We start from the raw sequence: 17,472 nt of genomic DNA on the forward strand, positions 1-17,472 counted from the left end.
TGTCAGGGTCTCGCTTACCGCGCCGCCGCAGCGGCCCGGGCAATGGCCAGGAAATCGGCGGCCACCAGGGAGGCGCCGCCGATCAGCCCGCCGTCCACGTCCGGCTGCGCGCACAGCGCGCCGGCGTTGTCGGGCTTCACGCTGCCCCCGTACAGGATGGGCAGCGAATCGGCGATTCTAGCATTGTGCGCGGCGATCTGGCGACGGATGAAGGCGTGCATCTCCTGGGCCTGCTCCGGGCTGGCGGTGCGGCCGGTGCCGATCGCCCAGCACGGCTCGTAGGCGACCACCGCCGATTCGAAGCCCCCCACCCCGACCAGGTCCAGCACAGGCTGCAGCTGGGCGGCGATGACGTCCTGGGCGCGGCCGGCCTCGCGGTCCTCCAGGTGCTCGCCCATGCACAGCACCGGCACCAGCCCGGCCTGCAGGCAGGCCTGGAACTTGCGCGCGACCAGCTCGCTGCTCTCGGCGTGGTAGCGGCGGCGCTCGGAATGGCCGCACAGCGCGTAGCGGGCGCCCACGTCGGCCACCATCCGCGCCGAGACCTCGCCGGTGTAGGCGCCTTCCATGTTGGGGCTCACGTCCTGGGCGCCGAACACCAGGGCCGAGCCCTCGAAGTCCTCGATCAGGTCGCCCAGGTAGGGCATCGGCGGCATGACCACCAGTTCCACGCCCGGGACCGGGGCCTGCGCGGCGACCTCGGCCACCAGCGAGGTCGCGAAGTCCCGCGTTCCATAGAGCTTCCAGTTGCCGGCGACGATCCTGCGACGCATGCCTGCTCCCGAATCAGCGGTTGGGGCGCGGAAGAATACCCTGCGGTACGGAAAAGCGCCCCCTGACAACGCTGGACAGGGGGCGCTTCCACCCAGGTGGTGCTTACTTGAGCTTGATCTCGCGCAGGCGCTGCTCGAGGAAGCCCTGGGCGGTGATCGGCTCCGGATAGCGGCTGGGGTTGTCCGCGCTCACGCAGGACGGCAGCACGTCGATCAGGAAATCCGGGTTCGGGTGCAGGAAGAACGGCACCGAGTAGCGCGGCTTGCGCGCCTCCTCGCCCGGGGGGTTGACCACGCGGTGGATGGTCGACGGGTACACGTGGTTGGTCAGGCGCTCGAGCATGTCGCCGATGTTGACCACGATGGTGTCGCCCTCGGAGGTGAACGGCACCCACTCACCCTCGTGCGAGCGCACTTCCAGGCCCGCGGCGCTGGCGCCGACCAGCAGGGTGATGAAGTTGATGTCGCCGTGGGCGCCGGCGCGCACGTTGGGGATGTCGTCGGCGGTGATCGGCGGGTAGTGGATCGGGCGCAGGATCGAGTTGCCGAAGTTGGTCTTGTCGGCGAAGAAGTCCTCCGGCAGGCCGATGTGCAGCGCCAGCGCGCTCAGCACGCGCGAGCCCAGCGAATCCAGCGCCTGGTACAGGGCGTAGCCGTACTCGCGGAACTCCGGCACCTCCTCCGGCCACAGGTTCGGCGGCATGTACTGGCGGTACTTGGAGTCGTCCGGGATCTCGCGGCCGATGTGCCAGAACTCCTTGAGGTCGTAGTGCTGGCTGCCCTTGGCGGTTTCCACGCCGAACGGGGTGTAGCCGCGCGCGCCGCCGCCGCCGGGCACGTGGTACTTCTTCTTCACCTCCTCCGGGAGGGCGAAGAACTTCTTGAAGGCGGCGTAGGCGTTGTCGATCAGTTCCGGCGGGATGCCGTGGTTGCTGATGCCGGCAAAGCCCCACTCGCGGTAGGCCGCACCGAGCTCGGCGACGAAGGCCTCGCGGTCGGTGTCGTAGCGGGTGATGTCGAAGGTGGGGATACGGGCGGACATTAAGGGGAATACTCCGGGGTGGTGCGGCGCCGGCCACCCGGCCGGCGCCTTGGGGATCTGCCGGCTCAGCCGGCCGCCTGGCGCACGGCCGAGGCAAGGGTGTCGAGGGTGGCCTGCATCAGCGCGGCGTCGTCGGCTTCCACCGTGACCCGCACCACCGGCTCGGTGCCGGAGGGACGCAGGAAGGCGCGGCCGCGGCCCTGCACCGCCGCCTGGGCCTGCTCCAGCGCCTGGCGCACGCCCGGCGCGGCGACCACGTCGGCCGCCCTGGCGCCGTCCAGGCGCACGTTGACCGTGGCCTGCGGCACCACCGACAGGCCTTCCAGGGCCTGGTCCAGGCGCTTGCCGGCGCGGCGCAGGGCGTCGAGCACCTGCAGCGCGCTGACGATGGCGTCGCCGGTGGTGGCGCGGTCCAGGCACAGCAGGTGGCCGGAGGCCTCGCCGCCGAGCACGCCGCCGCCCTCGACCAGGGCCTGGTGCACGTAGCGGTCGCCGACCTTGGCGCGCAGGAACGGGATGCCGGCCTGCGCCAGCGCCTTCTCCAGGCCGTAGTTGGTCATCAGCGTGCCGACCACCGGGCCGCGCAGGCGGCCGCTGGCCTGCCAGTCGCGCGCCAGCACGTACAGCAGGCCGTCGCCGTCGACCGTGCGGCCGGCGGCGTCGACCATCAGCACGCGGTCGCCGTCGCCGTCGAAGGCGATGCCCAGGTCGGCACCGGCCTCCACGACCTTGGCCGCGAGGTTGCCGATGTGCATCGAGCCGACGCCGTCGTTGATGTTGATGCCGTCCGGGGCGGCGCCGATGGCGGTCACCTCCGCGCCCAGCTCGCGGAACATCAGCGGGGCGATGTGGTACGTGGCGCCGTGGGCGCAGTCGAGCACCACCTTCAGCCCGCGCAGGTCGAAGCCGCGCGGCACCGAGGCCTTGCAGAACTCGATGTAGCGGCCGACCGCGTCGCGCGCGCGCGCCACCTTGCCCAGCTGCCCGGACTCGACCGTGGCGAACGGCGCGTCCAGCGCGGCCTCGATCGCCAGCTCGGTGGCGTCGTCCAGCTTCTCGCCCTCGGCGGAGAAGAACTTGATGCCGTTGTCGTAGTGCGGGTTATGCGAGGCGCTGATGACGATGCCGGCGTCCGCGCCCAGGGTACGGGTCAGGAACGCCACCGCCGGGGTCGGCATCGGCCCCAGCATCTGCACGTTGACCCCGGCCGCGACCAGGCCGGCCTCCAGGGCCGACTCGAACATGTAGCCGGAGATACGGGTGTCCTTGCCGATCACCACGGTCGGGCGGGCCTGGCCGCCGGCGGCCAGCACCCGGCCAAGGGCATTGCCCAGGCGCAGGACGAAGTCGGCGGAAATCGGCCCCTGCCCGACCCGGCCGCGAATGCCGTCGGTCCCGAAATAGCGGCGGGAACTGCTCATGCTGCGTCCAGCGCCCCGTCGTCGGGCTTGGGCTGGCGCATCAGCATGGCCAGCAGGGTGGCCAGGCGGTCGCGCAGCTCGCGGCGGTCGCAGATCTGGTCGATGGCGCCGTGCTCGAGCAGGAACTCCGAGCGCTGGAAGCCCTCGGGCAGCTTCTCGCGCACGGTCTGCTCGATCACGCGCGGGCCGGCGAAGCCGATCAGCGCCTCCGGCTCGGCGATGTTGAGGTCGCCCAGCATCGCGAACGAGGCCGACACGCCGCCGGTGGTCGGATGGGTCAGCACCGAGATGTAGGGGATGCCGGCCGCGCGCAGGCGGCCCAGGGCCGCCGAGGTCTTGGCCATCTGCATCAGCGAGAACAGGCTTTCCTGCATGCGCGCGCCGCCGGAGGCGGAGAAGTTGACGAACGGGGCGCCGATCTCCAGCGCGCGCTCGGCGGCCAGGGTGAACTTCTCGCCCACCACCGAGCCCATCGAGCCGCCCATGTAGGCGAAGTCGAACGAGCTGGCCACCAGCGGCCGGCCCTTGAGGCGGCCCTCCATGGCGACCAGGGCGTCGTACTCGCCGGTGGCCTTCTGGGTGGCCTTGATGCGGTCGGCGTAGCGCTTCTGGTCGCGGAACTTGAGCACGTCGGTCGGCGCCAGGTTGGGGGCGATCTCGGTGGTGCTACCGGGGTCGAACAGCGAGGCCAGGCGCGCGCGGGCACGGATGGGCATGTGGAAGGCGCACTTGGGGCACACCTCCAGGTTCTCCTCCAGCTCCGGGCGGTAGAGCGCGGCGCCGCAGCGGTCGCACTTCTCCCACAGGCCCTCGGGGACGCTGCGCTTGCGGGTGGAGGCGCTTTCGGTGCGGATGCCGGAGGGCATCAGTTTGCTGAGCCAGCTCATGCGGGGCGGTCGTTTCCGTTCAGCGGCCGGGGCGGCCGGTAAAGGCGGACAGTCTAGCCCAGCACCCCCTCCCCCCGCGCATGAAACCATTTCCGTACCAATACGTATGGTACGCTCCTGCCCCCGCCCCCGATCCATGTTCCCACCGTAATGACGCCCGCGCTGATGCGCCACGGCATGAACCTGTGGCCCCCGTTCCTGTTCACCGGCATCCACGTCGCCGAGCTGGCGCCGGACTGGCGCCATGCCCGGGTCGAGCTGCGCCTGCGCCCCTGGAACCGCAACTACGTCGGCACCCACTTCGGCGGCAGCCTGTTCGCCATGACCGACCCGTTCTGGATGCTGTTGCTGATGCACTGCCTGGGCCGGGACTACTACGTGTGGGACCGCGAGGGCCGGATTGAATTCCTGCGCCCGGGGCGCAGCACCGTCTCCACCGAATTCCGCATCGACGACGCGGTGCTGGAGCAGATCCGGGCCGCCACCGCCGGCGGCGACAAGTACCTGCACTGGTTCGCCAACGACGTGGTCGACACCGAGGGCCAGGTCGTGGCCCGGGTGCACAAGCAGGTCTACGTGCGGCGCAAGCCCGACCGGCGCCCGGCCCCGGGCGGCTGAAGCGGCCGACCGGCGACGGCATCCTCCACGCCGCCACCGCCGCGGCCAGCAGCCTGCCGGCTTCCGGGTCCGGGGGCGGTCCCCGACCCGCCCGGACCATGCGGGTGGCGCTATACAATCCGCGCCATGACCCCCGCCGCCCCTGCGCCGTCGCGCGCCTCGCTGCAACGCCTGTTCCTCACCGGACTGCTGACCCTGTTGCCGCTGTGGCTGACCTGGGTGGTGATCAAGTTCGTGTTCGTGCTGCTGTCCGGGATCAGCAGCCCCTGGGTGGGGCCGCTGTCGCGGCGCATCGCCGCCTCCTTCCCCGGCTACCTGGACTGGGTCCAGGCGGTGTGGGTGCAGAACACCATCGCCATGCTCGCCACCCTGCTGGTGATCCTGGGGGTGGGCGTGCTGGCCCGGCGCGTGGTCGGCCAGCGCCTGCTGCGCTGGTTCGAGACGCTGATCGCGCGGGTGCCGCTGGCCAACGTGATCTACACCAGCGCGCGCAAGCTGCTGGACATCCTGCAGACCAAGCCCGGCAGCACCCAGCGCGTGGTCCTGATCGACTTCCCGCACCGGGAGATGAAGTCCATCGGCCTGGTCACCCGGGTGCTGCGCGAGGAAGGCACCGGGCGCGAGCTGGCCGCGGTGTACGTGCCGACCACGCCCAACCCCACCTCCGGCTACCTGGAGGTGGTGCCGGTGGAACTGCTCACGCCCACCGACTGGACCGTGGACCAGGCCATGGGCTTCATCATCTCCGGCGGCGCCGTGGCCCCGGAAAGCATGCCCTTCACCCGCGCGGGGGAGCGCTGATGGAAGCGGCCGTGTTCGCCCGTCCGCTGCAGGACCGCGCGGTGCGGCTGTTCGTCGTGCTGGCCGCGTTCTTCTGCGCCAACGCGGTGCTGGCCGAGTTCATCGGGGTCAAGATCTTCGCCCTGGAGGACACCCTCGGCCTGGCCCCGTTCGAATGGAACCTGTTCGGCCAGAGCGGCTCGCTGAGCTTCACCGCCGGCACCCTGCTGTGGCCGGTGGTGTTCGTGATGACCGACACCATCAACGAGTTCTTCGGCCGCCGCGGGGTGCGCTTCATTTCCTGGCTGGCGGCCGCGCTGATCGGCTACGGCTTCCTGTTCGCCTTCGCCGCGATCTGGCTGGCCCCGGCCGGCTGGTGGCGCGAGGCCGCGGTGGCCCAGGGCGTGCCGGACTACCAGGCCGCGTTCGCCGCGGTGTTCGGCCAGGGCCTGTGGACCATTGCCGGCTCGCTGACCGCGTTCATGGTCGGCCAGCTGATCGACGTGGCCGTGTTCCATCGCATCCGCCGCGCCACCGGCGAGCGCCACGTATGGCTGCGCGCCACCGGCTCGACCGCGGTCTCGCAGCTGGTGGACAGCTTCGTGGTGATCTGGATCGCCTTCGTGCTCGGCCCGCAGAAGTGGCCGACCTCGCTGTTCCTGGCGGTCAGCACCCTCAACTACGCCTACAAGATGCTGGGCGCGATCGCCCTGATCCCGCTGCTGTACCTGATGCGGCGGGCGATCATCGCCTACCTGGGCGCCGAGCGCGCCCGCCAGCTGCGCGAGCAGGCGGCGGCCTGACCCCCGCCTTCCGGCATATCCCGGGGCCGCCCCGGGCACGCTAGGCTGCAGCCAGTCCCTGGACTGGAGCCGCGCCGATGCTGCGACTGCTGCCCTTGCTGATGCTTGCCGGCACCCCGGCCGCGCAGGACGTGCACGACGTGCCGGAGCAGGTGCAGGCGCTGCTGCGCGACTACCAGGGCCAGGTGCCCGGCGCCTCGGTGCTGGTGCTGCGCGACGGCGAGCCGCTGCTGCGCGCCGCCTGGGGCATGGCCGACCTGGAGGCCGGGGTGCCGGCCACCCCGCGCAGCTGCTACCGCCTGGCCTCGCTGACCAAGCAGTTCACCGCCGCGGCGATCCTGCTGCTGGCCCAGGACGGGCGGCTGTCGCTGCACGATCCGGCCAGGCGCTGGCTGCCCTCGCTGCCGCCGGCGGCCGCGGCGGTCACCCTGCACCACCTGCTGTCGCACACCTCCGGCCTGGTCGACTACGAGGACGTGCTGCCGGCGGGCCTCGACCGCCAGGTGCACGACGCCGACGTGCTGGCCATCCTCGAAGGCCAGGACCGCACCTACTTCCCGCCCGGCAGCGCCTACCGCTACAGCAACAGCGGCTACGCCCTGCTGGCGCTGGTGGTCGAGCGCGCCTCGGGGCAGGACTTCCCGGCGTTCCTGCGCGAACGCATCTTCGCGCCGCTGGGCATGGCCACCGCCGTGGCCCATCGCGAAGGCCACGACACCGTCGCCCACCGCGCCTGGGGCTACAGCCAGGCCGGCGGCGCCTGGGTGCGCACCGACCAGAGCCCGACCAGCGCGGTGCTGGGCGACGGCGGCATCTACGCCTCGGTCGACGACCTGGCGCGCTGGGAGGCGGCGCTGCACGACGACCGCCTGCTGCGCCAGCCCTGGCGCGGGCTGATGTTCGCCCCGCACACGGCCACCGACGAGCCCGACGTGCCGCACTACGGCTATGGCTGGCGCCTCAACGGCGACAGCACCTGGCACAGCGGCGAGAGCATCGGCTTCCGCAACGCCATCGTGCGCTGGCCGCGGCAGCGCCTGGCGGTGGTCGTGCTGAGCAACCGCGACGAACCCGGCCCCTATCCGCTGGCGCTGGCCCTGGGCCGCCTGTACGGCGCGCCCGCGGCCGGCGCCGGGCCCTGACTCGGATTTTCCCGCCCCCGGCACCCGCCATCCGCCGATGGCGCCGCCGGCCGACCGGTCCGCATCATCCAGGAGTTCCAACGGAGGAGACGAATGCTGCAGATCCGCTCGCTGTCCAAGACCTACGCCAACGGCGTACAGGCACTGAAGGACGTGTCGCTGGACATCCCCAGGGGCATGTTCGGCCTGCTGGGCCCCAACGGCGCCGGCAAATCCACCCTGATGCGCACCATCGCCACCCTGCAGGAGCCGGACAGCGGCAGCATCACCCTCGACGGCCTGGACGTGCTCGCCAACAAGGAACAGGCGCGCAAGCGCCTGGGCTACCTGCCGCAGGACTTCGGCGTGTACCCGAAGGTCTCGGCCGAGGCGATGCTGGACCACTTCGCCGTGCTCAAGGGCGTGACCGCGCGCGGCGAGCGCAGGGAGCTGGTGCAGGCGCTGCTGCAGCAGGTCAACCTGTGGAACGTGCGCAAGCGCAAGCTCGGCACCTTCTCCGGCGGCATGCGCCAGCGCTTCGGCATCGCCCAGGCGCTGATCGGCCAACCCTCGCTGGTGATCGTCGACGAACCCACCGCCGGCCTGGACCCGGAGGAGCGCAACCGCTTCCTCAACCTGCTGGCGGAGATCGGCGAGAACACGGTGGTGATCCTGTCCACCCACATCGTCGAGGACGTGACCGACCTGTGCCCGCGCATGGCCATCATCGCCGCCGGCCAGGTACGCCTGGCCGGCGAGCCGCGCGAGGCGATCCGTTCGCTGGAAGGCCGGATCTGGCGCAAGCGGGTGGAGAAGGAGGAGCTGGACCGCCTGGTGCACGAGCACGCGGTGCTGTCCTCGCGCCTGGTCGCCGGCAAGCCGGTGGTGCACGTGCTCGCCGACAGCGACCCCGGCGACGGCTTCGCCGCGGTCCCGGCCAGCCTGGAAGACGTCTACTTCGGCGAGCTGCGCCAGGTCGCGCTGGCTTCCGCCCCGGCAAAGGCGGCCTGAGCCATGTTGCGCCACATCCTGTCCTTCGAAGGGCGCCTGCTGCTGCGCAACGGCGTGTTCTGGATCGTGCTTGCGGTGTTCGGCCTGTTCGGCTTCGCCAGCATGGCCTCGGACAACGTCAGCTTCGGCGGCGGCGTCGGCAACATCATGCGCAACGCGCCGGCGGTGGTGGTCAGCCTGCTGTGCGCCTTCAGCGTGCTGAGCGTGCTACTGTCGACCATCTTCGTGGCCGGCATCGCCCTGCGCGACTTCGAGCAGCGCACCGCGGAGCTGTTCTTCGCCACCCCTCTGCGCAAGCGCGACTACCTGCTCGGCCGCTTCGGCGGTGGTTTCCTCGCCAGCCTGGCGATCATGCTGGTCATCGCCTTCGGGCTTTGGCTGGGCAGCCTGATGCCGTGGCTGGACCCGGAGCGCCTCGGCCCCACGCCCTGGTCCGCCTACGCCTGGGCGTTCGCGGTGCTGGTGGTGCCCAACCTGCTGTTCCTGTCGGCGCTGCTGTTCCTGCTGGCCACGCTGACCCGCTCGATGCTCTACACCTACATCGGCGCGATCGCCTTCATCGTGCTGTGGACGGTCTCCAGCTCGCTGACCTCGGACCTGGACACGCGCTGGATCGCGGCGCTGGTCGATCCGTCCGGCGGCGCGGCCGTGGACGAGCACATCCGCTACTGGTCCAGCGCCCAGTACAACACCCAGCTGCCGCAGCTGGGCGGCCTGCTGCTGGGCAACCGCCTCCTGTGGCTGGGCGTGAGCGCGCTGCTGCTGGCTGCCGCCTTCCGCCTGTTCCGCGCCGACCGCGAAGGCCTGGTCCTGCGCCGACGCAAGGGCGCGGCCGCGGCTGCGACGGCGCCGGCCGCGCTGCCGCCGCTGGCCGGCAGCGCCCGCCTGCGCCTGCCGGCCGTGGGCCTGCGCGAGGGCCTGGCCGCGCGCTGGACCCAGTACCGCAGGCTGGCCGCGTTCGACCTGCGCGCCTCGCTGCTGGGCGCGCCGTTCCTGGTCATGCTGCTGCTGGGCCTGCTGGTGATCCTGGTCGCCCTGATGTTCGGCGACAACATCTACGGCACCGAGCTGTACCCGGTGACCCGGCAGATGCTCGGCACCATCCGCGCCAGCATGAGCCTGTTCCTGGTCGTCGTGGTGACGTTCTACGCCGGCGAGCTGGTCTGGCGCGAACGCGGCGCGCGCGTGGCCGAGGCCACCGATGCCTACGCCCTGCCCGACTGGATCCCGCTGGCCTCGAAGCTGACGGCGCTGGCCGGTCTGGTGCTGGCCATGTACCTGGGCGGCGCGCTGTTCACCCTCGCCTGGCAGCTGGGCCACGGCTTCACCGCGATCGAGCCGCTGCTGTACCTGAAGGGCATCGCCCTGGACGCCCTCGGCTTCATGCTGATGGCGGCGCTGGCGGTGTTCCTGCAGGCGGTGTCGGGCAACAAGTTCATCGGCTACCTGCTGATGATCGTGTTCCTGGTCGCGCAGGCGGCGAAGGGCATGCTGCACTTCGACCACCTGCTGTACAGCTACAACGCCACCACCCCGCTGCCGTATTCGGACATGAACGGCTACGGCCACTTCCTGGGCGCGCACCTGACCGTGCGTGCCTACTGGGCCGCCCTGGCCGTGGCCCTGCTGGCCGTGGCCCTGCTGTTCTGGCCGCGCGGCACCTCGCTGCACTGGCGCGACCGCCTGCGCCAGGCGCGGGCGCGGCTGCGCGCGCCGGTGGCGGCCACCCTGGCGGCCTCGCTGCTGGCCTTCGCCGGGCTCGGCGGCTGGATCTTCTACAACACCAACATCCGCAACGAGTACGTGCCCGGCGACCTGGCCAAGGAGCGCGCGGCCGACTACGAGAAGCGCTACCGCCAGTACAAGGACCTGCCGCAGCCGCGCATCGCCTCGATCCGCGCCGACGTGGACATCTTCCCGGAGGAGCGGCGGCTGCAGATCCGCGGCCACTACCGCCTGGAGAACCGCGGCGACGCCCCGATCCGCGACCTGCACGTGCGCCTGTCCCCGGACTACGAGGTGCGGCGCATGGAATTCGGCCCGCACACCGTGGTCGATGCCGACAAGGTGCACGGCTACACCATCTACCGCCTGGAGACCCCGCTGGCGCCGGGTGCGGCGATGGACTTCGAGTACGAGATCGCCGCGCACCCGAACGGCTTCACCGTCGGCGGCACCGATACCCAGCTCGTGTACAACGGTTCGTTCTTCAACAACTACGCCGTGCTGCCGCAGTTCGGCTACAGCGAGCGCGCGCAGCTGCAGGACCGCAACGACCGCCGCAAGCACGGCCTGCCCGAGCTGCCGCGGATGAACCCGATCGACGACCCGGCCGGGCGCAACGCCAACTACCTGACCACCAACGGCGACTGGGTGGACTTCGAGACCGTGGTGTCCACCAGTTCGGGCCAGGTCGCGCTGGCCCCGGGCTACCTGCAGCGCGAGTGGGAGGAGAACGGGCGCCGCTACTACCACTACAAGTCAGAGGCGCGGGTGCTGCCGTTCTTCTCCTGGCTGTCGGCCGACTGGAAGGTGGCGCGCGACCGCTGGAACGACGTGGCGATCGAGGTCTACCACCACCCGACCCACGCCTGGAACGTGCCGCGGATGATCGACGCGACCAAGAAGTCGCTGGACTACTTCAGCCGCAACTTCTCGCCCTACCAGTTCCGCCAGTTCCGGATCCTGGAATTCCCGGGCTACCAGACCTTCGCCCAGGCCTTCGCCGGCACCATCCCGTACTCGGAGTCGATCGGCTTCATCGCCGACCTGCGCGATCCGGACGCCATCGACTACGTGTTCTACGTGACCGCGCACGAGGCCGCGCACCAGTGGTGGGCGCACCAGGTCATCGGCGCCGACGTGCAGGGCGCGACCATGCTGTCGGAGTCGCTGGCGCAGTACTCGGCGCTGATGGTGATGGAGAAGGAGTACGGGCCGCGGCAGATGCGCCGCTTCCTCCGGTACGAGCTGGACCGCTACCTGGGGAATCGCGCGGCCGAGCGCGTCCAGGAACTGCCGCTGGCGCTCAACGAGAACCAGCAGTACATCCACTACCGCAAGGGCTCGGTGGTGTTCTACGCCCTGCGCGACGCGATCGGCGAGGAGCGGCTCAACGCGATCCTGGCCGAGTTCCTGCGGCAGTGGGCGTTCAAGGGCCCGCCCTACCCCACCACCCGCGACTTCCTCGACCTGCTTTACGCGCGCACCGAACCGGAGCACCACCCGTTCATCCGGGACCTGTTCGAGCGGATCGTGTTCTGGAACCACCGCGCCACCGTGGCCGAGGCGCGCAAGCGCGAGGACGGCAAGTACGCGGTGACCCTCACCGTGCAGGCGGAGAAGGTCTCCACCGACGGCAAGGGCAAGGAAACCCAGGAACCGGTGGACGTGATGGTCGACATCGGCGTGTTCGCCCGTCCGCCGGACGGCAGCGAGGCCGACGAGAAGGTGCTGTACCTGGCCAAGCACCGCCTCACCCAGGCGGAAACCACGCTGGAGCTGGTGGTCGACGAACTGCCCTACGAGGCCGGCGTGGACCCGTACAACAAGCTGATCGACCGCGCTTCCGGCGACAACCGCAAGAAGGTCACCGTGGTGCAGTGAGCCAAGGTTCCCGGCCCCGCATGGCGCGGGGCCGGAACCCATCCGGCTTGCGCGGCCCGCCTGCCGCGCGGCGGGCGCCGCCTCAGCGCAGGTCGCCGATCACCACCTGGGCGGCGTTGTGGCCCGGCGCGCCGGTCACGCCGCCGCCGGGATGGGTGCCGGAGCCGCACAGGTACAGGCCCGGGATGGCCCCGCGGTAGCGCGCCTGGCCCAGCATCGGCCGCGCCGAGAACAGCTGGTTGAGGCTCAGCGCACCATGGAAGATGTCGCCGCCGACCAGGCCGAACTCGCGTTCCAGGTCCAGCGGCGAAAGTACCTGCCGGCCCAGCACCGAGGCGGCGAAGCCCGGCGCGTAGCGGTCCACGGTGGCGATCATCAGGTCGGCCACTTCGTCGCGGTGGTCGTCCCAGCTGCGGCCGCCGGGAAGTTCCGGCGCCACGTGCTGGCAGAACAGGCTGGCCACGTGCATTCCCGGCGGCGCCAGCGAATCGTCCAGGCTCGAGGGCACCAGCATCTCGACGATGGGCTCGCGCGACCAGCCGTGCTCGCGGGCGTCGCGCCAGGCGCGGTCCATGTAGTCCAGGCTGGGCGCCAGGATGATGCCGGCGGTCAGGTGCTCGCCCTCTCCCGGCAACGCAAGGAAGTCGGGGGCCCGCGACAGCGCCACGTTCATGCGGAACGTGCCTGAGCCGCAGCGCCAGTTGCGCATGCGCTCGGCGGTGGCCGGCGGTACCGCGCCGGCCGGCAGCAGGCGCTGGTACAGCAGCTTCGGGTTGACGTTGGCCACCACCGCGCGGGCGCGCAAGGTCTCGCCCGCCGCGGTGACCACGCCGGTGGCGCGCCCGCCCTCGACCAGGATCCGCTCCACGCCCTGGCCGGTGTGGATTTCCGCGCCGGCCGCCTCGGCCGCGCGCGCCATCGCCCGGGTGATGGCGCCCATGCCACCGATGGCGTGGCCCCAGGCGCCCTTGACCCCGTTGGCCTGGCCGAACACGTGGTGCAGCAGCACGTAGGCGGTGCCCGGGGCGTACGGGCTGGCGTAGTTGCCGACGATGCCGTCGAAGCCGAGCAGGGCCTTGATCGGCCCGCTCTCGAACCAGCGGTCCAGGTATTCGGCGGCGGAAATGGTGAACAGGTCCAGCAGGTCCTGGCGCAGCGCCGGCTCCAGCGCATGCAACTGCCGGCCCAGCCGTGCGGTGCGCAGCAGCTCCGGCAGCGCCTGCAGCCAGCCACCGTCGGTGACGTTGGGCGGCGGCTGCAGCGCCAGCGCGCGCAGCACGTCGGCCATCGCCTCCAGCCGCGCCTCGTAGGCCGGCAATGCCTCGGCGTCGTGGCGGGAGAACTTCGCGACCTCTTCGGCCGTGCGCCCGCCGCCGGTGAGCAGGTAGCGGCCGTCGGGCAGCGGCAGGAAGTTGTTGCGCCGGCGCAGGACGATGCGCAGGCCGTGGCCGTGCAGGTCCAGGTCCTCGATCACCTTCGGCTGCAGCAGCGAGACCGTGTACGAGGCCACCGAGTTGCGGAAGCCGGGATGGAACTCCTCGGTGACCGCCGCGCCGCCGACCACGCCGCGGCGCTCGAGCACGGTCACCTTCAGCCCGGCCCGGGCCAGGTAGGCGGCGCAGACCAGGCCGTTGTGGCCGCCGCCGACCAGGAGCACGTCACGCCGCGCGTCTTCGTTCCGCATGCGCGCAGGTATACCACCGGCCACCGGAGCCGCGCCTCAGACCGCCAGGCGGGTACCGGGCCGCGGCAGTTCCACCCGCGCCCCGAAGCGGCGGCCGAGTTCGCCGGCCAGTGCCTGGCGCGCGGGGTCCTCGCCGTGCACCAGGGCCACCGGCGGGGTGCCGCGGAACTGGCCGTACCACTGCAGCAGCCCGCGCTGGTCGGTATGGGCCGACAGGCCGCCGACGGTGTGTACCTGCGCCGCCACCCGCAGCTCCTGGCCGTGGATGCGCACCCAGGGCGCGCGCTCGACCAGGCGCCGGCCGAGCGTGCCCTCGGCCTGGTAGCCGACGAACACCACGTGGGTGTCGCGCCGCTCCAGGCGGTGGCGCAGGTGGTGCTGGATGCGGCCGCCATTGGCCATGCCCGACCCGGCGATCACGATCGCGCCGGAGGCGATCGCGTTGATCCCCATCGAGGCCTGGGTGGTCTCGGTGTAGTACAGGTTGGGCAGCCGGAACGGCGAGGGCCGCTGCCGCCAGACCTGGCTGGCCTGCTCGTCGAACAGCGCCTGGTGGCGGTCGTACACGGCCACCACCTTCCCCGCCATCGGGCTGTCCAGGAAGATGCGCCAGCGCTCCAGCTTCCACTCCTGCCAGTAGCGCGCGAACCAGTACAGCAGCTCCTGGCTGCGGCCCACGGCGAAGGCCGGGATCAGCACCGTGCCGCGCTCGCGCCAGGCGTGCTCGAACACCTCGCCCAGCTCCTGCACGGTGGCGCTGCGCTCGCGGTGGTTGCGGTCGCCGTAGGTGGACTCCATCACCACCAGGTCGGCCTCGGCGATGGCCTCCGGGTCGCGCAGGATCGGCGTGCCCTTCGGCCCCAGGTCGCCGGAGAACACCAGCTTGCGGCCGTCGCCCCACAGCTCGACGATGCTCGAGCCGAGGATGTGCCCGGCATCGCGCAGGGCCAGCTCCACCCCCGGCAGGATCGCGGTGCGCGCGCCATAGTCCAGCGGCCGCAGCAGGTCCAGGACCCGGGCCACGTCGGCCGCGGTGAACAGCGGCGCCTGGGCCGGCTCGCCCGGTGCCCGCCGGCGGTTGGCGCGCTCGGCCTCGGAGGCGGCCAGCGAGGCGGCGTCCTCCAGCATCACCGGCAGCAGGTCGGCGGTGGCCCGCTGCAGCCAGACCGGCCCGCGGTAGCCGCGCGCCACCAGCAGCGGCAACCGGCCGATGTGGTCGATGTGGGCGTGGCTGAGGACCACCGCGTCCAGCCCGGCCGGGTCGAACGGGAAGGGGGCGGCGTTGCCGGCCTCCAGCTCGCGTCCGCCCTGCAGCATCCCACAGTCCAGCAGGATCCGCCGGCCGGCGGCCTCGACCAGGTGCATGGAGCCGGTCACTCCGCCGGCCGCGCCATGGAACTCGATTTCCATCCGCCCTCCTCCCGGGTCCCGGCGCATTGTGCATGACCTCCGGCAGTGCCACCGGCAGTAGACGCTGGCGTACAGTCCGTGCCACTGCCCCCCAGGGGGCCATTGCACGCCCATACGGGCCGGAGACCCCAAACCGTGAACATGCGCAAGACCCAAGCCCTGCTGCTGCCGCTGGCGATCGCCACGGCGCTGGCTGCCTGCTCCAAGAAGGACGAGTCCGCCCCCGCCGCGGAAGCGCCTGCCCTGACCCTGGACGAGAGCCGGCTGCCGCCGGTCAACCGCTTCCAGGTGGCTGACCTGGACGAGACCAAGCAGGCCTGCCACGACTTCGCCGGCTACGCCAACGGCAAGTGGCTGGACGCCAATCCGGTCCCGGGCGACCGCACCAGCTGGGGCGCGTTCGAGATGCTCGACGAGCGCTCCACCGCGATCCAGCAGCAGCTGGCCGAGCAGGCCGGCGCCGACGCTTCGGCCACCGGCGTGAAGAAGATCGTCGGCGACCTGTGGGCCACCGGCATGGACGAGGCGAAGATCAACGCCCAGGGCATCCAGCCGCTGGCCGCCGAGCTGGCCGCGATCGACGCGCTGGCCGACAAGGACGCGATCGCCGAGTACCTGCGCAGCCGCGCCGCCAAGGGCGGCAACTTCCTGTTCGGATTCGGCCCGGAGGCCGACTTCCAGAACCCGGACATGAACATCGCCTACGTGTCGCAGGGCGGCCTGGGCCTGCCGGACAGCAAGTACTACACCGACGCCGACAAGCAGGACATCCGCGACAAGTACGTGGCCCACATCGCCCGCATCCTCGAGCTGTCGGGCGTGGACGCGGCCGCGGCGCAGGAGCAGGCCAAGCAGGTGATGGCGTTCGAGACCCGCCTGGCCAAGGCGTCCAAGTCGCGCGAGGACCTGACCCGCGACGTGTCCCTGTTCTACAACCCGGTCAGCCTGGCCGACGCCGATGCGCTGACCCCGAACTTCCCGTGGTCGAAGTTCTTCGAGTCCCAGGGCGTGGCCGCGCCGGAGATGTTCTCGCTGGCGATCCCGGACTTCCACAAGGAGGTCGACAAGGCCCTGGCCGACACCGACGCGGCCGTGTGGAAGGCCTACCTGCGCTTCCACACCGTCGACGGCGCCGCGCCGTACCTGAGCGACGAGTTCGTGCAGGAGAACTTCAACTTCTACTCGGCCACCCTGCGCGGCCAGAAGGAAATGAAGCCGCGCTGGAAGCGCGTGCTGGCCACGATCAACGGCCAGGCCGGCGAGGCCCTGGGCCAGATGTACGTGCAGGTCGCCTTCCCGCCCGAGTCCAAGGCCAAGATGGAGGCGCTGGTCGCCAACCTCGGCGAGGCCCTGAAGGCGCGCATCCAGAACCTGGAGTGGATGAGCGAGGAGACCAAGGCCAAGGCCCTGGACAAGCAGGCCGCGTTCACCACCAAGATCGGCTACCCGGACAAGTGGCGTTCCTGGGACGGCCTGGAGACCGGCCGCGACAGCTACATCGGCAACGTGCTGGCCGCCCGCGAGTTCAACTACCGCTGGGAGCTGGGCAAGATCGGCAAGCCGGTCGACAAGTCCGAGTGGGGCATGCCGCCGCAGATGGTCAACGCCTACTACAACCCGCTGTCGAACGAGATCGCGTTCCCGGCCGCCATCCTGCAGCCGCCGTTCTTCGATCCGGAAGCCACCGACGAGATGAACTACGGCGGCATCGGCGCGGTGATCGGCCACGAGATGACCCACGGTTACGACGACCAGGGCAGCCGCTTCGGGCCGACCGGCAAGTTCGAGAACTGGTGGACCGAGGCCGACGCCAAGGGCTTCGCCGCGCGCACCGCCAAGCTGATCGAGCAGTTCAACGGCTACACCACCGCCGACGGCCAGAAGGTCAACGGCCGCCTGACCTTGGGCGAGAACATCGCCGACCTGGGCGGCCTGGCCACGGCCTACGACGCGATGAAGAAGGCCACCGAGGGCCAGCCGGACCCGATGACCGACGGCCTGACCCGCGACCAGCGCTTCTTCCTCAACTGGGCCACGGTGTGGCGCCGCAACTTCACCCCGGAAGAGCTGAAGCAGCGCATCGCCACCGACGAGCACGCCCCGTCGCAGTTCCGCGCCATCGGCGCGCCCTCGAACCTGCCGGCGTTCGCCGCGGCGTTCAAGTGCGAGGCCGGCGCGCCCATGGCCCGCCAGGGCGATGCCCAGGTCGTGATCTGGTAAGCGCACGCGCAAGGCAAGCGCACGCGGGGCCCGGCATTGCCGGGCCCCGTTCTTTTTGCGCCGGCGGCGGGCACCCCGGGCCGTCCCCGGCATCGC

General features: G+C 71.1%; 13 protein-coding genes. 7 read left to right on the forward strand and 6 right to left on the reverse strand.

What is annotated here, in order from left to right; all coding sequences use genetic code 11:
- Window positions 1-14: 14 nt before the first annotated feature.
- The 4 genes from tpiA to accD all read right to left on the reverse strand — a co-directional run bounded on the left by tpiA (window position 15) and on the right by accD (window position 4,123).
- Window positions 15-773: a triose-phosphate isomerase gene (gene tpiA, locus PSEJ31_RS0103960; RefSeq protein WP_028914716.1), complete on the reverse strand. Its 759-nt coding sequence runs from the start codon at window positions 771-773 to the stop codon at window positions 15-17.
- A 103-nt stretch (window positions 774-876) separates the two neighbouring features.
- On the reverse strand, window positions 877-1,815 hold the full coding sequence (locus tag PSEJ31_RS0103965) for a 2-oxoglutarate and iron-dependent oxygenase domain-containing protein (RefSeq protein ID WP_019398072.1): 939 nt from the start codon (window positions 1,813-1,815) through the stop codon (window positions 877-879).
- A gap of 65 nt (window positions 1,816-1,880) precedes the next feature.
- Window positions 1,881-3,236, reverse strand: coding sequence for a phosphoglucosamine mutase (gene glmM / locus PSEJ31_RS0103970; protein WP_019398073.1), 1,356 nt, complete (start codon window positions 3,234-3,236; stop codon window positions 1,881-1,883).
- Window positions 3,233-4,123, reverse strand: coding sequence for an acetyl-CoA carboxylase, carboxyltransferase subunit beta (gene accD, locus PSEJ31_RS0103975; protein WP_026010403.1), 891 nt, complete (start codon window positions 4,121-4,123; stop codon window positions 3,233-3,235). The genes glmM and accD overlap by 4 nt, the downstream gene beginning before the upstream one ends.
- 150 nt (window positions 4,124-4,273) lie before the next feature.
- Between accD and PSEJ31_RS0103980 the strand changes: the two genes are divergently transcribed.
- From PSEJ31_RS0103980 to PSEJ31_RS0104005, 6 genes are all read left to right on the forward strand, one after another.
- Window positions 4,274-4,741 carry a DUF4442 domain-containing protein gene (locus PSEJ31_RS0103980; protein WP_019398075.1) on the forward strand — a complete coding sequence of 156 codons (468 nt, stop codon included), beginning with the start codon at window positions 4,274-4,276 and terminating at the stop codon, window positions 4,739-4,741.
- Window positions 4,742-4,867: 126 nt separating this feature from the next.
- Window positions 4,868-5,542: a DUF502 domain-containing protein gene (locus PSEJ31_RS0103985; RefSeq protein ID WP_028914717.1), complete on the forward strand. Its 675-nt coding sequence runs from the start codon at window positions 4,868-4,870 to the stop codon at window positions 5,540-5,542.
- A complete protein-coding gene (locus tag PSEJ31_RS0103990) occupies window positions 5,542-6,324 on the forward strand; it encodes a queuosine precursor transporter (protein ID WP_028914718.1) in 783 nt (260 codons plus the stop codon). The genes PSEJ31_RS0103985 and PSEJ31_RS0103990 overlap by 1 nt, the downstream gene beginning before the upstream one ends.
- A 77-nt stretch (window positions 6,325-6,401) precedes the next feature.
- Window positions 6,402-7,466, forward strand: a complete 1,065-nt coding sequence (locus tag PSEJ31_RS0103995; RefSeq protein ID WP_028914719.1) for a serine hydrolase domain-containing protein — start codon at window positions 6,402-6,404, stop codon at window positions 7,464-7,466.
- 93 nt (window positions 7,467-7,559) lie between these two features.
- Window positions 7,560-8,456, forward strand: a complete 897-nt coding sequence (locus PSEJ31_RS0104000) for an ABC transporter ATP-binding protein (protein WP_019398079.1) — start codon at window positions 7,560-7,562, stop codon at window positions 8,454-8,456.
- 3 nt (window positions 8,457-8,459) lie between these two features.
- Window positions 8,460-12,062: a M1 family aminopeptidase gene (locus PSEJ31_RS0104005; protein WP_028914720.1), complete on the forward strand. Its 3,603-nt coding sequence runs from the start codon at window positions 8,460-8,462 to the stop codon at window positions 12,060-12,062.
- 82 nt (window positions 12,063-12,144) lie between these two features.
- Here the strand turns inward: PSEJ31_RS0104005 and PSEJ31_RS0104010 are convergent, their stop codons facing one another.
- Window positions 12,145-13,746: an NAD(P)/FAD-dependent oxidoreductase gene (locus PSEJ31_RS0104010; RefSeq protein WP_028914721.1), complete on the reverse strand. Its 1,602-nt coding sequence runs from the start codon at window positions 13,744-13,746 to the stop codon at window positions 12,145-12,147.
- A 36-nt stretch (window positions 13,747-13,782) separates the two neighbouring features.
- Entirely contained in the window at window positions 13,783-15,156 is a 1,374-nt protein-coding gene (locus tag PSEJ31_RS0104015) for an MBL fold metallo-hydrolase (protein ID WP_019398082.1), read from the reverse strand.
- Between the two features lie 141 nt (window positions 15,157-15,297).
- Here PSEJ31_RS0104015 and PSEJ31_RS0104020 point away from each other — a divergent pair, with 141 nt between their 5' ends.
- The gene (locus PSEJ31_RS0104020; RefSeq protein WP_125108702.1) at window positions 15,298-17,376 is read left to right on the forward strand and encodes a M13-type metalloendopeptidase; all 2,079 of its coding nucleotides are present in this window, start codon (window positions 15,298-15,300) and stop codon (window positions 17,374-17,376) included.
- Window positions 17,377-17,472: the final 96 nt, after the last annotated feature.

It is taken from the genome of Pseudoxanthomonas sp. J31 (genome assembly GCF_000510725.1).
Classification (GTDB): Bacteria; Pseudomonadota; Gammaproteobacteria; order Xanthomonadales; family Xanthomonadaceae; genus Pseudoxanthomonas.

Excerpts from the sequence above, each read along its gene's own strand:
- tpiA (WP_028914716.1), bottom strand. The coding sequence starts at position 773 with ATGCGTCGCAGGATCGTCGCCGGCAACTGGAAGCTCTATGGAACGCGG.
- PSEJ31_RS0103980 (WP_019398075.1), top strand. The coding sequence starts at position 4,274 with ATGACGCCCGCGCTGATGCGCCACGGCATGAACCTGTGGCCCCCGTTC.
- glmM (WP_019398073.1), bottom strand. The coding sequence starts at position 3,236 with ATGAGCAGTTCCCGCCGCTATTTCGGGACCGACGGCATTCGCGGCCGG.
- PSEJ31_RS0103965 (WP_019398072.1), bottom strand. The coding sequence starts at position 1,815 with ATGTCCGCCCGTATCCCCACCTTCGACATCACCCGCTACGACACCGAC.
- PSEJ31_RS0104000 (WP_019398079.1), top strand. The coding sequence starts at position 7,560 with ATGCTGCAGATCCGCTCGCTGTCCAAGACCTACGCCAACGGCGTACAG.
- PSEJ31_RS0104020 (WP_125108702.1), top strand. The coding sequence starts at position 15,298 with ATGCGCAAGACCCAAGCCCTGCTGCTGCCGCTGGCGATCGCCACGGCG.
- PSEJ31_RS0104005 (WP_028914720.1), top strand. The coding sequence starts at position 8,460 with ATGTTGCGCCACATCCTGTCCTTCGAAGGGCGCCTGCTGCTGCGCAAC.
- PSEJ31_RS0103995 (WP_028914719.1), top strand. The coding sequence starts at position 6,402 with ATGCTGCGACTGCTGCCCTTGCTGATGCTTGCCGGCACCCCGGCCGCG.
- PSEJ31_RS0103985 (WP_028914717.1), top strand. The coding sequence starts at position 4,868 with ATGACCCCCGCCGCCCCTGCGCCGTCGCGCGCCTCGCTGCAACGCCTG.
- PSEJ31_RS0103990 (WP_028914718.1), top strand. The coding sequence starts at position 5,542 with ATGGAAGCGGCCGTGTTCGCCCGTCCGCTGCAGGACCGCGCGGTGCGG.
- PSEJ31_RS0104015 (WP_019398082.1), bottom strand. The coding sequence starts at position 15,156 with ATGGAAATCGAGTTCCATGGCGCGGCCGGCGGAGTGACCGGCTCCATG.
- PSEJ31_RS0104010 (WP_028914721.1), bottom strand. The coding sequence starts at position 13,746 with ATGCGGAACGAAGACGCGCGGCGTGACGTGCTCCTGGTCGGCGGCGGC.
- accD (WP_026010403.1), bottom strand. The coding sequence starts at position 4,123 with ATGAGCTGGCTCAGCAAACTGATGCCCTCCGGCATCCGCACCGAAAGC.